Source organism: Serratia sp. CY31944 (genome assembly GCF_052169175.1).
Lineage (GTDB): Bacteria > Pseudomonadota > Gammaproteobacteria > Enterobacterales > Enterobacteriaceae > Serratia > Serratia sarumanii.
Genome location: NZ_JBJNLG010000032.1, coordinates 16,285 through 30,625, shown reverse-complemented (window position 1 = coordinate 30,625; position 14,341 = coordinate 16,285). Strand labels below are relative to the sequence as shown.

Genomic DNA, 14,341 nt, shown 5'->3' with positions numbered 1-14,341 from the left:
TCTGATAAATTGTTAAAGAGCAGTGAGTTAGGCGCTTTCGCTTGCTAACTCGAGGTGGCGTATATTACGCTTTCCTCTTTCAGAGTCAACCCTAATTTTCAGGATTTTTTCTCTGCGACACCCGGATACTCTGTGAAGTTGTTCACATGTTCCGTGTCGATGGAGGCGCATTATAGGGAGTTCCTCGCAGGCCGCAACAGGTATTTTCCGCAAAAACGATCGTTCGCTGCATTCCACAGCAAAACCCCGCCTTATACCCACTTGCACACAGTGTTATCCACAGATGCGATTTGCACGGAAAATTTACGAGCGCCACGCAAACGTTTTCGCTACAATTCCCCGCGACGAAACGATCCCCCTTTTTATGGGGGCGTTACCTGAATATGCGCCTGCCCCTCCCTTATAAGGCAAAAACCTTTCCTTATAGAGAGAACGAGGTGGACATTCACGTAACGCTCTTTAATTGCGACTCAAAGCCAAGGGATAAAACCATGCAACAACCTCGTCCAATCCGCCGGGCCCTGCTCAGCGTGTCTGACAAAGCCGGTATCGTTGAATTCGCCGAAGCGCTTTCCCAGCGCGGCGTTGAACTGCTCTCCACCGGCGGCACCGCTCGCCTGCTGGCAGACGCCGGTCTGCCCGTTACCGAAGTTTCCGACTACACCGGCTTCCCGGAGATGATGGACGGACGAGTAAAGACCCTGCACCCGAAAGTTCACGGCGGTATTCTCGGCCGCCGCGGGCAGGACGACGCCGTCATGACTCAGCATGACATCCAGCCTATCGACATGGTGGTCGTCAATCTGTACCCGTTCGCCCAAACCGTGGCGCGCCCGGATTGCTCGCAGGAAGACGCGGTCGAGAATATCGATATCGGCGGCCCAACCATGGTGCGCTCCGCCGCCAAGAACCATAAAGACGTCGCCATCGTAGTGAAGAGCAGCGACTACGCCGCCATCATTACCGAGATGGACAACAACGACGGCTCGCTGCGCTATGCCACCCGCTTCGATCTCGCCATCAAGGCCTTCGAGCACACCGCCGCCTACGACAGCATGATCGCCAACTACTTCGGCGCGCTGGTGCCGGCGTACCACGGCGAGACCGAGCAGCCGTCCGGCCGCTTCCCGCGCACCCTGAACCTCAACTACATCAAGAAGCAGGATATGCGCTACGGTGAGAACAGCCACCAGCAGGCCGCCTTCTATATAGAAGAAGAGGTAAAGGAAGCGTCCGTCGCGACCGCCGAACAGCTGCAGGGCAAGGCGCTGTCGTATAACAACATCGCCGATACCGACGCCGCGCTGGAATGCGTGAAAGAGTTCGCCGAGCCGGCCTGCGTGATCGTCAAACACGCCAACCCTTGCGGCGTGGCGATCGGCGACGACATCCTGGCCGCCTACGAGCGCGCTTACCAAACCGACCCGACCTCCGCCTTCGGCGGCATCATTGCCTTTAACCGCGAGCTGGATGCCGCCACCGCGCAGGCGATCATCAGCCGCCAATTCGTGGAAGTGATCATCGCGCCAAACGTCACCCAGGAAGCGCGCTCCCTGCTGGCCGCCAAGCAGAACGTGCGCGTGCTGGCCTGCGGCCAGTGGCAGCAACGCGTGGCGGGGCTGGACTTCAAGCGCGTCAACGGCGGCCTGCTGGTGCAGGATCGCGATCTGGGCATGGTGACCGCCGCCGATCTGCGTGTGGTATCCGAGCGCCAGCCGACCGAGCAGGAACTGCGCGACGCGCTGTTCTGCTGGAAAGTGGCCAAGTTCGTGAAATCCAACGCCATCGTTTATGCACGTGACAACATGACCATCGGCATAGGTGCCGGCCAGATGAGCCGCGTTTACTCCGCCAAGATCGCCGGCATCAAAGCAGGCGACGAAGGGCTGGAAGTGAAAGGGTCCGCCATGGCCTCCGACGCCTTCTTCCCGTTCCGCGACGGCATCGATGCCGCGGCGGCGGTCGGCATTACCTGCGTGATCCAGCCGGGCGGCTCTATCCGCGACGACGAAGTGATCGCCGCCGCCAACGAACACGGCATCGCCATGATCTTTACCGACATGCGTCACTTCCGCCATTAATTCCTTTTGCCGCGTGCGCTCCGGCGCACGCCATTCGTGGAGCCCCTGATGAACATTTTGATTATCGGCAACGGCGGGCGCGAACACGCGCTGGCCTGGAAAGCCGCCCAGTCTCCGCTGGCGGACAAAGTCTACGTTGCGCCTGGCAATGCCGGCACCGCGCTGGAAGCCAATCTGGAAAACGTGGCGATCGCCGCCACCGACATCCCTGCCCTGGTCGCTTTCGCCCAGAGCCATGACATCGGTCTGACCATCGTCGGGCCGGAAGCGCCGCTGGTGATCGGCGTGGTCGACGCCTTCCAGGCCGCCGGCCTGAAAATCTTCGGCCCGTCGCAGGCCGCCGCGCAACTCGAAGGCTCCAAAGCCTTCACCAAGGATTTCCTGGCGCGCCACCGCATCCCGACCGCCGAATATGAAAACTTCACCGAGGTAGAGCCGGCACTGGCCTATGTGCGCCGCAAAGGCGCACCGATCGTCATCAAGGCCGATGGCCTGGCGGCCGGTAAAGGCGTGATCGTCGCGATGACGCTGCAGGAAGCGGAAGAAGCCGTGCGTGACATGCTGGCCGGCAACGCGTTCGGCGACGCCGGTCATCGCATCGTGGTGGAAGAGTTCCTCGACGGCGAAGAAGCCAGCTTCATCGTGATGGTCGACGGCGAGAACGTGGTGCCGATGGCCACCAGCCAAGACCACAAGCGCGTCGGCGACGGCGATACCGGCCCGAACACCGGCGGCATGGGGGCTTACTCCCCGGCGCCGGTCGTGACCGACGAAATCCACCGGCGCGCCATGGATCAGGTGATCTGGCCGACGGTGCGCGGCATGGCGGCGGAAGGCAACACCTACGTCGGCTTCCTGTACGCCGGCCTGATGATCGCCGCCGATGGCCAGCCGAAGGTGATCGAATTCAACTGTCGTTTTGGCGATCCCGAAACCCAGCCGATCATGCTGCGCCTGCGCTCCGATCTGGTGGAACTGTGCCTGGCGGGTGCCGAAGGCCGCCTGAACGAGAAAAGCTCCGACTGGGACGAACGCCCTGCGCTCGGCGTGGTGCTGGCGGCCGGCGGTTATCCGGGCGACTATCGCAACGGCGAAGTGATCCAGGGATTGCCGCAGCAGGAAAGCGCCGACGGCAAGGTCTTCCACGCCGGTACACGCCTGCAGGGCGATGATGTCGTCACCAGCGGCGGCCGCGTGCTGTGCGTAACGGCGCTGGGCGACACCGTGGCGCAGGCGCAGCAACGCGCCTACCAGCTGGCGGAAGGCATTCAGTGGCCGGGCAGCTTCTGCCGCAAAGATATCGGTTATCGCGCGATTGCGCGCGGCAAGTGATTTGGCCGTCTAAGGTCATGATGGGAGGCTCCGCAGCGCGGGGCCTTTTTTACAGCTGCTCTTCTTTCGGTTCCCAGCTGCAGAAGTCGTCGTTCGCCACCAGCAGCAGTTCGCTGCCTTCGGGCGCTTCCAGCCAGGCGACGCTCACCGGCCGGCTACTGCTGCGGGCGCGTTTCTCGATCCAAACGATGGAGGCGGCATCCAGCCCCGGTTTCATGCGTTGGCCGTCGCAGGTTTGCACCTCGCCCTGCATCCAGTGCCCCTGCAGCAATTTCACCTTGCCGGCGCGCAGCGCATTGCTCACTTCAAGGATACGCCGCGCCTGATATTGGTACAGAGCAATTTCATCGCTGGTCAGCGGTTCGCGGCGTGTCGCCAGCTGGCGCTGCATAAAGCTCACCGTGCCGTCGTCGGCAAAGCGCAGCTGAATGGAATCTCGATCGCCGTCGGCATCGTTGCGTTTGATTTGGCGCAGCACGTCGCCCTGATAGGTGTACAGCGTGGTGATGGTACCCGGACCACGGTAAGGGCTGTAGACGCTGACCAACACCTGCGGACGATGTTGCTCATCGTCTTTACGCCACAGGCGTATCACACCCTGATCGGCCACGAAGCCGCTGGCGGTAAAGCTGGGGATATCGGAATGGAAACTGCAGGCACTCAGGCCGACGGCGATGCCAACGGCCATGAGCGCCCGACGAGCAAACAAAAGGGGCGCCATCGCCCCCCTGTTTATTCTTTTCACCGAGGCGCGGTCTTATTTAACAGCGTCTTTCAGTGCTTTGCCAGAAACGAACGCAGGCACGTTGGCTGCTGCGATTTTGATTTCTTTGCCAGTCTGTGGGTTGCGGCCAGTGCGCTCGCTACGATGGTTTACTTTGAAAGTACCGAAGCCAACCAATTGTACTGCATCACCTTCTTTCAGAGACTCAGTAATAGCAGCCAGGGTGGATTCCAGAGCCAGTTTAGCTTGTGCTTTGGAAAGGTCAGCCTTGTCCGCGATTACATCAATCAGTTGAGTCTTGTTCATAAGTTATCCTTACAGTGTGTTTATCGTTTGCAAAGCATCGAGTGCGACGGATATGCCGATTGACAGCACTCTCCTGCATACACGCACCGATAGCCACTTTTTTTACGCCCCCCAAATGTAGACCAGACAGGGTGCGGATGTGAAGCCTTAAGGCATGACAAATCAGGCGTTAAATCACGTTTTGTTGCCTTATTGCGCTAAATTTATCCCGATGTTGCTGACACCGGCCTCTCGCAGGTCGGATCGCAGCCCCTTGATCAGGTCTATATCGCGCTCTTCACAGGCGTCCAACAGGCGGAAAATTTCCCATTGAATGTCCCATTCTTCCTCTACCGCAGGCAAACTTTCCAACTCTTCGTCGGTCATTTCCTTACCAGCTTGGGTCATTTCCAACATCGCCACGGTGCGAATCGATGTTTCGCTGATGGCGATGGCGTGCTCCAGCGTCTCCCCGCCGAGCCGCGAATGGATCAGTTCCCCTAATGCGATACAGGCATCAATTGCCGGGTAAACGCCGTAAAGATCGTAATCTTCCGCCGACGGAATCGCCTCTTCCAACTTCTCGAGCTGGCTGTCGAAGTTGACCTTGGCGTCCTTCACCACCAGCGTTTCCCACACCAAATCCAGAATGCGGCGATAAACCGCCGGATCGCCGAACTCGGTCTGTTTGCAGAACATCTGGTAATTCGGGTACATACGCTCGCACAAACTGGCCATAAAGGTCAAATGTTGCCAGGCCTCGAGCCGTTCCAGACGTAAATGAATCGGGTTACGTAGCATGCTTTACTCTCTTACGCGTTATCTGCGGCGCAGTGTACCCGAAATCGCTCATGGCGACACCTCCGGATGCTGCTGCAACCAACGCTGAAACGCCGGACGGCGCGATGCGATGGCGTCGGCCCAACGGGTCGGCTCCGGTAAACGGTAGCCCGCCATACAGCGTTGCACCCACGCCAGCGCGCTGTCGGCGCTCACGCGATGGCCGGTAGAGATGAACAGCGGGTTGCAACGCGCCTTGCTGCGCCACACCCAGCCCAGCTGTTCCCCCTTATCTTCCAACGGCGCCAGCGCGCCGACGGCGGCGTCCAGCGGCGCAAATTTGCCGCACAGGCGCTTCTTGGCCACGCCGATGGTCGGCACATCGACCAGCAGGCCGAAATGGCTGGCGACGCCGAGACGCCGCGGATGCGAAATGCCATGCCCATCGACGAAGATCAGCCCCGGTTTCTGCTGCAACTGCCCCCAGGCGGCCAACAGCGCCGGGTATTCGCGAAACGACAGGAAGCCCGGGATGTAGGGCATGACGGTGGCGATGCGCGCCACCTGATACTCCACCAGTTCCAGCGACGGATAGCGCAGGATGGCGATGGCGGCGCGCGTCACCGCCCCCTCCTGCTCGAAGCCCACGTCGGCGCCGGCGATGAAGGCCGGCGGTTCGGCCGGCAGATCGTCGTAGCGAATGACTTCAGCCGCGCGCCGCAGCTGTTCGGCGCGCAGGGCCGCCATATCGGTCACATCGAATCCTTAACGGTGGTATTTCGCCGAGTGCGCGTGCACCGCCTCGACGAAGGCGCCGGCGTGCTCCGGCGGCACATCCTGATGGATGCCGTGGCCCAGGTTGAACACATGGCCGTTGCCGTGGCCGAAACCGGCCAGAATGGTCTCCACTTCTTCCGCGATGCGCGCCGGAGAGGCATAAAGCATCGACGGATCCATATTGCCCTGCAGCGCCACTTTGTCGCCGACGCGCCGACGCGCGTCGGCGATGTCGGTGGTCCAATCCAGCCCCAGCGCATCGCAGCCGGTGGCGGCCATCGCCTCCAGCCACTGCCCGCCGCCTTTGGTGAACAGCGTCACCGGCACGCGGCGGCCGTCGTTTTCACGCAGCAGCCCGTCGACGATCTTGTGCATGTAGTGCAAAGAGAACTCGCGGTAATCGCGCCCGGTCAGCACGCCGCCCCAGGTGTCGAACACCATCACCGACTGCGCGCCGGCCTTGAGCTGGGCATTGAGGTACAGGATCACGCTGTCCGCCAGCTTGTCCAGCAACAGGTGCAGCGTGGCCGGTTCGGCATACATCATCTTCTTCAGCTTGGTGAAGGCTTTGCTGCTGCCGCCTTCGACCATATAAGTCGCCAGCGTCCACGGGCTGCCGGAGAAGCCGATCAGCGGCACTTCGCCCTTCAGCTCGCGGCGAATGGTGCGCACCGCGTTCATCACATAGCCCAGTTCCACTTCCGGATCGAACACCGGCAGCTTGTCGACGTCGGCGCGGCAGGTTATGGGGGAGCTGAAACGCGGGCCTTCGCCGGCTTCAAAGTACAGGCCGAGCCCCATGGCGTCGGGAATGGTGAGAATGTCGGAGAACAGGATGGCGGCGTCCAGCGCATAGCGGCGCAGCGGCTGCAGCGTGACCTCGCAGGCCAGCTCCGCGTTCTTGCACAGCGACATGAAATCACCGGCCTGGGCGCGGGTCGCCTTGTACTCCGGTAAATAACGACCGGCCTGGCGCATCATCCATACGGGGGTCACATCCACCGGCTGGCGCAACAGCGCGCGCAGGTAGCGATCGTTCTTCAACTCAGTCATTTATGGGGCTCCCTTAATAATCTGCCGGCCATTGTACATTATTCTGCCCGGCACAGCGCCACGGTGTCCTCAATCAACCGGCGCGCCACGGTGCCGGGCGGCGGCAACAGCGGCAATTGGTCGTAGCGATACCAGCCGGCGTTGAGCAGCTCCTTGGGATCGTGACGAATTTCCCCCTGATGGTAATCGGCCATAAAGGCCATCATCAGCGAGTGCGGGAACGGCCAGGGTTGTGAAGTGACGTAGCGCAGGTTCTTGATTTCGATATTGCTCTCTTCCATCACTTCGCGCGCTACCGCCTGCTCCAGCGTTTCGCCCACTTCGACGAAGCCGGCCAGCACCGTGTGGATACCGCCGCGATGGCGCACGTGTTGCGCCAGCAGGATCTGATCCTCGCGCCGAATGGCGACGATCACGCAGGGTGCAATCTGCGGATAGTAGCGCTCTTTGCAGTGGCCACACAGGCAGGCGCTCTCGCTGCGGCTGAGGTGCATCTCATGGCCGCAGTAGCCGCAATAGCGATGTGAACGGTAGAAATCCGCCAGCTGCACGCCGCGCCCGGCAAGCTGAAACAGACCACGATCCAGATCCAACAGCTGACGCACCGAGCCCATCTCCCGCGGCATCGCCTGGCGCACCAGCCAAACCGGCGCACCCGCCCACTCACCGATGGTGCGCGCCATACGGCCCTGTAGCCCGAGGGTGGCGGCCGTCCCCGACGGCAATTCACCGTTCGGTAACCAAAGTTTGCTTTCATGGCTGACGATCCACCAGCCGTTTTCATTGCCCGTTAATGCAAGTTCCATATCGTTGTTGCACAACCTCAGCTTCACTGGCACTCTACGAATCGGCTTTGTTACATTTTAATAACTTACCGGTTACTTTTATTACTTACACGGAGTCAAACATGCTCAACCGTTTGGAAAGGCTGACTCAGCGCGTTGGCGGTAGTAATGAATTAGTTGATCAATGGCTTCAGGCCCGCAAGCAGTTGCTGGTCGCCTACTGCACGCTGGTAGGCCTCAAACCGAATAAAGAAAAGCATACGCCGCTGAATGAAAAAGCGCTGGAGAACTTTTGCCACAACCTGGTGGATTACCTCTCCGCAGGGCATTTTCATATCTATGACAGAATTATCAAACAAGTGGAAGGCGCAGCCAGTCCGAAAATGTCGCTGGCGGTGAACATCTACCCCAAGCTGTGGGCCAATACCGAACAGATCATGGCGTTCCACGATCGCTATACCGAAGTGGATATCGATCAGGAGGTTTGTCTGGAATTCCACCAGGCCTTGTCGGATATCGGCGAAACGCTGGCGGCGCGCTTTGCGCTGGAAGATAAGCTGATCCTGCTGGAGGCGGAAGCCGCGCAGCAAACGCTGCCGGAACAGGCGCTGGATCCGGCGCGTTAAAATTTTATAGTTTTTTTTCTTATCCCTCCTATACTGGGGGGCATCTTGTCGGAGTGCCTAGCGCCTGATTTGTTCATCGAATCAGCCAGGCTGAGACCGTTAATTCGGGATCCGCGGAACCTGATCGGGTTAATACCCGCGAAGGGAACAAGAGTAATCTATCGCCACAGGCACGGCCTTCCCCTTGCGGGCCCCCTGCCTTATCGGCCACCATCATTACTCCCTCCGAGCTCCAGACAAGCAACTTTCCCAACCCAACACACTGGTAGGAACTTGCTATGTCTAACGTTAATCCACCGCGCGCCCGTAAAGCGCAACGCGAAGCCGCCCAGCAGTTTATCGACACCCTGCAAGGCATGGCTTTCCCGAACTCACGCCGTATCTATCTGCAAGGCTCGCGCAGCGATATCCAGGTGCCGATGCGCGAAATTCAGCTCAGCCCGACCCTGCTCGGCGGCAGCAAAGACAACCCGCAGTATGAACCCAACGAGGCGATCCCGGTGTATGACACCGCCGGCCCCTACGGCGATCCGCAGGCCAAGCTCGACGTGCACGCCGGCCTGGCCAAACTGCGCGCCGGCTGGATCGACGCGCGCGGCGATACCGCCACCCTCAGCGGCGCCAGCTCCGGCTTCACCCAACAGCGGCTGGCGGACGAGGGGCTGGATCATCTGCGCTTCGAACATCTGCCGCTGCCGCGCAAGGCGCTGCCGGGCAGGTGCGTGACCCAGCTGCACTATGCCCGCGCCGGTATCGTCACCCCGGAGATGGAGTTCATCGCCATCCGTGAAAACATGGGGCGCGAGCGCATTCGCGGCGAAGTGCTGCGCCACCAGCACCCGGGCCAGAGCTGGGGCGTCAACCTGCCGAACAACATCACGCCGGAGTTCGTGCGCCAGGAAGTGGCCGCCGGCCGCGCCATCATTCCCGCCAACATCAATCACCCGGAGGCGGAGCCGATGATCATCGGCCGCAATTTCCTGGTGAAGGTGAACGCCAATATCGGCAACTCGGCGGTCACGTCGTCGATCGAAGAAGAGGTGGAGAAGCTGGTGTGGTCCACCCGCTGGGGCGCGGACACCGTGATGGATCTCTCTACCGGCCGCTATATTCACGAAACCCGCGAGTGGATCCTGCGCAACAGCCCGGTGCCCATCGGCACCGTGCCGATCTACCAGGCGCTGGAGAAGGTCAACGGCGTGGCGGAAAACCTCACCTGGGAGATGTTCCGCGATACGCTGCTGGAACAGGCGGAGCAAGGGGTCGACTACTTCACCATCCACGCCGGCGTGCTGCTGCGCTACGTGCCAATGACCGCCAAACGCCTGACCGGCATCGTGTCGCGCGGCGGCTCGATCATGGCCAAATGGTGTCTGTCGCACCATCAGGAAAACTTCCTCTATCAGCATTTCCGTGAAATCTGTGAGATCTGCGCCGCCTACGACGTTTCGCTGTCGCTCGGCGACGGCCTGCGCCCCGGCTCGATTCAGGACGCCAACGACGAAGCCCAGTTCGCCGAGCTGCATACGCTGGGCGAGCTGACCAAAATCGCCTGGGAATACGACGTGCAGGTGATGATCGAAGGCCCGGGCCACGTGCCGATGCAGATGATCCGCCGCAACATGACCGAAGAGCTGGAACACTGCCACGAAGCGCCGTTCTACACCCTCGGCCCGCTGACCACCGATATCGCCCCGGGCTATGACCATTTCACCTCCGGCATCGGCGCGGCAATGATCGGCTGGTTCGGCTGCGCCATGTTGTGTTACGTCACGCCGAAAGAACACCTCGGCCTGCCGAACAAAGAGGACGTCAAGCAGGGCCTGATCACCTACAAGATCGCCGCTCACGCCGCCGATCTGGCCAAAGGCCATCCGGGTGCGCAGATCCGCGATAACGCCATGTCCAAGGCGCGTTTCGAATTCCGCTGGGAAGATCAGTTCAATCTGGCGCTCGATCCGGCCACCGCCCGCGCCTATCACGACGAAACCCTGCCGCAGGAGTCCGGCAAGGTCGCCCACTTCTGCTCGATGTGCGGGCCGAAATTCTGCTCGATGAAAATTTCGCAGGAGGTGCGCGACTACGCCGCGGCCCAGGAGGCCGCCAAGCCGATCGAAGTGCAGCTGACCGGCATGGAGAAAATGTCCGCCGAGTTCCTCGCCCGCGGCAGCGAGCTGTATCACAGCGCCGGCACCCTGCAAGAGGAGACAAGCAATGACTGATATCACGACCCCCTTCCCGGCTACGCCCCACAAGCTGGGGCTTTACCCGGTCGTCGACAGCGTGGAATGGATCGCTCGCCTGCTGGAGGCCGGCGTCACCACCATCCAGCTGCGCATCAAGGACCTGCCTGACGAGCAGGTCGAAGCGGATATCGCCGCTGCCATCGCGCTGGGCCAGCGTTATCAGGCGCGGCTGTTCATCAACGACTACTGGCGGCTGGCGATCAAGCACGGCGCTTACGGCGTGCATCTGGGCCAGGAGGATCTCGATACTACCGATCTGGCGGCCATTCACCGCGCCGGGCTGCGGCTGGGCGTGTCCACCCATGACGACGCGGAGCTGGCGCGCGCGCTGGCGGTGAAACCTTCCTACATCGCGCTGGGGCACATCTTCCCCACCCAAACCAAAGACATGCCTTCGGCGCCGCAGGGGCTGGCGGAGTTGAAACGCCACATCGCCGGCCTGGCGGATTACCCGACGGTGGCGATCGGCGGGATCAGCATCGATCGCGTACCGGCAGTGCTGGCGTGCGGCGTCGGCAGCGTGGCGGTGGTCAGCGCCATCACCCAGGCGCCGGACTGGCGCGCGGCGACGGCCGAGCTATTGCGGCTGATCGAAGGCGAGGATCCGAACGATGCTTAACGATCAGGAATTCCTGCGCTACAGCCGCCAGCTGCTGCTGGAGGACGTCGGCCCGGAAGGCCAGGAGAGACTCAAGCGCGCCACGGTGCTGATCGTCGGTTTGGGCGGGCTCGGTTCCCCGGCTTCGCTGTATCTGGCCGCCGCCGGCGTCGGCACGTTGCTGCTGGCCGACGACGACCAGCTGCATGTCACCAACCTGCAGCGGCAAATCCTCTACCGCAGCGCCGATATCGCCACCGGCAAGGCGGCGCTGGCGCAACGCCACCTGCAGGCGCTGAACCCGTTGGTGGAATCCATCCCGCTGGCGCAGCGGCTACAGGGGCAAGCGCTGCGCGACGCGGTCGCCCGCGCCGATCTGGTGCTGGACTGCTGCGACAATATGGCGACCCGTCATGAGGTCAATGCCGCCTGCATCGCCGCCGCCAAGCCGCTGATCAGCGGCAGCGCGGTCGGTTTCAGCGGCCAGTTGCTGGTGCTCGAGCCGCCCTATGCGCACGGCTGCTACGCCTGCCTGTACCCGGAGCAGGAAGAGCCGCAGCGCAACTGCCGCACCGCCGGGGTGCTCGGCCCGGTGGTGGGCGTGATCGGCACTCTGCAAGCGCTGGAAGCCATCAAGATGCTGGCCGGTATGCCTTCCTCCCTCAGCGGCAAGCTGCGGCTGTTCGACGGCAAGCAGCAGAGCTGGAGCACGCTGCAACTGAGCCAGGCCCGCGCCTGCCCGGTATGCGGAGGCGCGGCATGAAGATCCGTCTGAACGACCAACCGCTGGAGCTGGCGCAGCCGCTCAGCGTCGCCGCCCTGCTGACCCAGCTGGAACGCCACCAGCCGGGCACCGCGCTGGCGATCAACCAAACCATCATCCCGCGCGCCGACTGGGCCGACCATCAGGTGCAGGACGGTGACGACATTTTGCTGTTTCAAGCGATCGCCGGAGGCTGACATGCTGAAAATCGCCGATACCACTTTTACCTCGCGCCTGTTCACCGGCACCGGCAAGTTCGCCACCCCGGCGTTGATGCTGGAGGCACTGGCGGCCTCCGGCTCACAGCTGGTGACCATGGCCATGAAGCGCGTCGATCTGCGCGGCGGCAACGACGCCATTTTGGCGCCGCTGCAGCAGCTGGGCGTAAGGCTATTGCCCAACACCTCCGGCGCCAAAACGGCCGCCGAAGCGGTGTTCGCCGCCCGGCTGGCGCGCGAAGCGCTCGGCACCCACTGGGTGAAGCTGGAGATCCATCCCGATGTGAAATACCTGCTGCCGGATCCGATAGAAACGTTGAAGGCGGCGGAAACGCTGGTGAAAGACGGTTTTGTGGTGCTGCCCTACTGCGGTGCCGATCCGGTGCTGTGCAAACGGCTGGAAGAGGTGGGTTGCGCGGCGGTGATGCCGCTCGGCGCCCCTATCGGCTCCAACCGCGGTCTGCGCACCCGTGACTTCCTCGAGATCATCATCGAGCAGGCCAAGGTGCCGGTGGTGATCGACGCCGGCATCGGCGCGCCGAGCCACGCGCTGGAAGCGATGGAGCTGGGCGCCGACGCGGTGCTGGTGAATACCGCCATCGCCGTGGCGCGCGACCCGGTGCAAATGGCACGGGCGTTTCGCCTGGCGCTGGAGGCCGGCGAGCTGGCGTGCAGCGCCGGATTGGGTGCCAGCCAGCGCGATGCGGCCGCCTCCAGCCCGCTGACCGCCTTCCTCAGCCAACCAGAGGAGGCGCAGTGATGGGCGACGATTTCAGTAGCCGCTGGCAACAGCTGGATTGGGACGACATTACGCTGCGCATCAACGGCAAAACCGCACGCGACGTGGAACGCGCGTTGAACGCCGACAAGCTGACGCGCGACGACTTTATGGCGCTGATCTCCCCCGCCGCCGCGCCGTATCTGGAACCGCTGGCGCAGCGCGCGCAGCAGCTGACCCGTCAGCGCTTCGGCAACGTCGTCAGCTTCTATGTGCCGCTGTATCTTTCTAACCTGTGCGCCAACGACTGCACCTATTGCGGCTTTTCGATGAGCAACCGCATCAAGCGCAAAACGCTGGACGCGGCGGAGATCGCACGCGAGTGCGAAGCCATCAAGGCGCTGGGGTTCGATCACCTGTTGCTGGTCACCGGCGAACATCAGAGCAAGGTTGGCATGGACTATTTCCGTCAGCACATTCCGGCGATCCGCCGCCACTTCAGCTCGCTGATGATGGAAGTGCAGCCGCTGGCGCAGGACGAGTACGCCGAACTGAAAGCGCTGGGCCTGGACGGCGTGCTGGTGTATCAGGAAACCTACCATCCGGCCACCTATCTGCAGCACCATCTGCGCGGGCAGAAGCAGGATTTTCATTGGCGCCTGGCCACGCCGGATCGCCTGGGGCGCGCCGGGATCGACAAGATCGGCCTCGGCGCGTTGATCGGCCTGTCCAACAGCTGGCGCACCGACTGCTACCTGCTGGCGGAACATCTGTTCTACCTGCAGCAAACCTACTGGCAGAGCCGCTACTCGATCTCGTTCCCGCGTCTGCGCCCCTGCGCCGGCGGCATTGAGCCGGCGTCGATCATGAGCGAGCCTCAGTTGGTGCAGCTGATCTGCGCCTTCCGGCTGTTCGCGCCGGACGTTGAGCTGTCGCTGTCTACGCGTGAATCGCCGTACTTCCGCGATCACATGATCCCGGTGGCGATCAACAGCGTCAGCGCCGGATCCAAGACGCAGCCCGGCGGCTATGCCGACGACGTGCCGCCGGAGTTGGAACAGTTCGAGCCGCACGACGGCCGCACGCCACAGCAGGTCGCCGAGGCCATCAGCAACGCCGGGCTGCAGCCGGTGTGGAAAGACTGGGACGGTTATCTGGGACGCAGCACGCAATAAGCGGCAACGTTTACCGCCGCGTGAAGAAAACGCTGGAGCGGCCGCGCAATGCCGAACGCCGGCGCTGGCGCCGGTAACCTCCCCGGCTATAGTGACCTTGCCGACCGCCAAACCCGGCGTCGGCCGGGGCCGTCACCCTCTCGATGGCCCCGCCTTATCCCATCCCGGATCGCGCCGGAG

15 protein-coding genes and 1 riboswitch are annotated in these 14,341 nt (G+C 62.2%); of the genes, 9 read left to right on the top strand and 6 right to left on the bottom strand.

Annotation, left to right across the window (positions count from 1 at the left end):
- The first annotated feature begins 491 nt into the window (after positions 1-491).
- Both purH and purD read left to right on the top strand, forming a co-directional pair.
- Positions 492-2,081 carry a bifunctional phosphoribosylaminoimidazolecarboxamide formyltransferase/IMP cyclohydrolase gene (purH, locus tag ACJ8IN_RS23780; RefSeq protein WP_094860210.1) on the top strand — a complete coding sequence of 530 codons (1,590 nt, stop codon included), beginning with the start codon at positions 492-494 and terminating at the stop codon, positions 2,079-2,081.
- Between the two features lie 48 nt (positions 2,082-2,129).
- Positions 2,130-3,413: a phosphoribosylamine--glycine ligase gene (gene purD / locus ACJ8IN_RS23775; protein WP_033636738.1), complete on the top strand. Its 1,284-nt coding sequence runs from the start codon at positions 2,130-2,132 to the stop codon at positions 3,411-3,413.
- 49 nt (positions 3,414-3,462) lie between these two features.
- Here purD and ACJ8IN_RS23770 read toward each other — a convergent pair whose 3' ends face one another.
- From ACJ8IN_RS23770 to nudC, 6 genes are all read right to left on the bottom strand, one after another.
- Positions 3,463-4,134: a DUF1481 domain-containing protein gene (locus ACJ8IN_RS23770; RefSeq protein ID WP_094860209.1), complete on the bottom strand. Its 672-nt coding sequence runs from the start codon at positions 4,132-4,134 to the stop codon at positions 3,463-3,465.
- 36 nt (positions 4,135-4,170) lie between these two features.
- The gene (gene hupA / locus ACJ8IN_RS23765) at positions 4,171-4,443 is read right to left on the bottom strand and encodes a nucleoid-associated protein HU-alpha (protein ID WP_004929874.1); all 273 of its coding nucleotides are present in this window, start codon (positions 4,441-4,443) and stop codon (positions 4,171-4,173) included.
- Positions 4,444-4,632: 189 nt separating this feature from the next.
- Positions 4,633-5,223, bottom strand: coding sequence for a YjaG family protein (locus ACJ8IN_RS23760; RefSeq protein WP_025160203.1), 591 nt, complete (start codon positions 5,221-5,223; stop codon positions 4,633-4,635).
- Between the two features lie 48 nt (positions 5,224-5,271).
- Positions 5,272-5,958, bottom strand: a complete 687-nt coding sequence (gene nfi / locus ACJ8IN_RS23755; protein ID WP_033649987.1) for a deoxyribonuclease V — start codon at positions 5,956-5,958, stop codon at positions 5,272-5,274.
- Between the two features lie 9 nt (positions 5,959-5,967).
- Positions 5,968-7,032 (bottom strand): uroporphyrinogen decarboxylase, encoded by a 1,065-nt coding sequence (gene hemE, locus ACJ8IN_RS23750; protein ID WP_047569727.1) that lies wholly within the window; start codon positions 7,030-7,032, stop codon positions 5,968-5,970.
- 38 nt (positions 7,033-7,070) lie between these two features.
- Positions 7,071-7,838, bottom strand: coding sequence for an NAD(+) diphosphatase (nudC, locus tag ACJ8IN_RS23745; RefSeq protein WP_033638644.1), 768 nt, complete (start codon positions 7,836-7,838; stop codon positions 7,071-7,073).
- Between the two features lie 101 nt (positions 7,839-7,939).
- Between nudC and ACJ8IN_RS23740 the strand changes: the two genes are divergently transcribed.
- The 7 genes from ACJ8IN_RS23740 (at position 7,940) to thiH (ending at position 14,161) form a co-directional block, all read left to right on the top strand.
- A complete protein-coding gene (locus ACJ8IN_RS23740) occupies positions 7,940-8,443 on the top strand; it encodes an Rsd/AlgQ family anti-sigma factor (protein WP_047569730.1) in 504 nt (167 codons plus the stop codon).
- A 39-nt stretch (positions 8,444-8,482) separates the two neighbouring features.
- Positions 8,483-8,607, top strand: a riboswitch (TPP riboswitch).
- A 114-nt stretch (positions 8,608-8,721) separates the two neighbouring features.
- On the top strand, positions 8,722-10,665 hold the full coding sequence (thiC, locus tag ACJ8IN_RS23735) for a phosphomethylpyrimidine synthase ThiC (protein WP_308325355.1): 1,944 nt from the start codon (positions 8,722-8,724) through the stop codon (positions 10,663-10,665).
- Entirely contained in the window at positions 10,658-11,308 is a 651-nt protein-coding gene (gene thiE, locus ACJ8IN_RS23730) for a thiamine phosphate synthase (protein WP_033655322.1), read from the top strand. The genes thiC and thiE overlap by 8 nt, the downstream gene beginning before the upstream one ends.
- On the top strand, positions 11,301-12,050 hold the full coding sequence (locus tag ACJ8IN_RS23725; protein ID WP_060429226.1) for a HesA/MoeB/ThiF family protein: 750 nt from the start codon (positions 11,301-11,303) through the stop codon (positions 12,048-12,050). Before thiE ends, ACJ8IN_RS23725 begins: the two co-directional genes overlap by 8 nt.
- Positions 12,047-12,247, top strand: coding sequence for a sulfur carrier protein ThiS (thiS, locus tag ACJ8IN_RS23720; protein ID WP_016929423.1), 201 nt, complete (start codon positions 12,047-12,049; stop codon positions 12,245-12,247). Before ACJ8IN_RS23725 ends, thiS begins: the two co-directional genes overlap by 4 nt.
- 1 nt (position 12,248) lies before the next feature.
- On the top strand, positions 12,249-13,028 hold the full coding sequence (locus tag ACJ8IN_RS23715; protein ID WP_047569733.1) for a thiazole synthase: 780 nt from the start codon (positions 12,249-12,251) through the stop codon (positions 13,026-13,028).
- A complete protein-coding gene (thiH, locus tag ACJ8IN_RS23710; RefSeq protein WP_047569735.1) occupies positions 13,028-14,161 on the top strand; it encodes a 2-iminoacetate synthase ThiH in 1,134 nt (377 codons plus the stop codon). The genes ACJ8IN_RS23715 and thiH overlap by 1 nt, the downstream gene beginning before the upstream one ends.
- The last annotated feature ends 180 nt before the right edge of the window (positions 14,162-14,341 follow it).

Coding starts and splice junctions, on each gene's coding strand:
- thiE (WP_033655322.1), top strand. CDS start 10,658: ATGACTGATATCACGACCCCCTTCCCGGCTACGCCCCACAAGCTGGGG.
- ACJ8IN_RS23715 (WP_047569733.1), top strand. CDS start 12,249: ATGCTGAAAATCGCCGATACCACTTTTACCTCGCGCCTGTTCACCGGC.
- thiH (WP_047569735.1), top strand. CDS start 13,028: ATGGGCGACGATTTCAGTAGCCGCTGGCAACAGCTGGATTGGGACGAC.
- hemE (WP_047569727.1), bottom strand. CDS start 7,032: ATGACTGAGTTGAAGAACGATCGCTACCTGCGCGCGCTGTTGCGCCAG.
- purD (WP_033636738.1), top strand. CDS start 2,130: ATGAACATTTTGATTATCGGCAACGGCGGGCGCGAACACGCGCTGGCC.
- ACJ8IN_RS23770 (WP_094860209.1), bottom strand. CDS start 4,134: ATGGCGCCCCTTTTGTTTGCTCGTCGGGCGCTCATGGCCGTTGGCATC.
- purH (WP_094860210.1), top strand. CDS start 492: ATGCAACAACCTCGTCCAATCCGCCGGGCCCTGCTCAGCGTGTCTGAC.
- thiC (WP_308325355.1), top strand. CDS start 8,722: ATGTCTAACGTTAATCCACCGCGCGCCCGTAAAGCGCAACGCGAAGCC.
- hupA (WP_004929874.1), bottom strand. CDS start 4,443: ATGAACAAGACTCAACTGATTGATGTAATCGCGGACAAGGCTGACCTT.
- ACJ8IN_RS23725 (WP_060429226.1), top strand. CDS start 11,301: ATGCTTAACGATCAGGAATTCCTGCGCTACAGCCGCCAGCTGCTGCTG.
- thiS (WP_016929423.1), top strand. CDS start 12,047: ATGAAGATCCGTCTGAACGACCAACCGCTGGAGCTGGCGCAGCCGCTC.
- ACJ8IN_RS23760 (WP_025160203.1), bottom strand. CDS start 5,223: ATGCTACGTAACCCGATTCATTTACGTCTGGAACGGCTCGAGGCCTGG.
- ACJ8IN_RS23740 (WP_047569730.1), top strand. CDS start 7,940: ATGCTCAACCGTTTGGAAAGGCTGACTCAGCGCGTTGGCGGTAGTAAT.
- nudC (WP_033638644.1), bottom strand. CDS start 7,838: ATGGAACTTGCATTAACGGGCAATGAAAACGGCTGGTGGATCGTCAGC.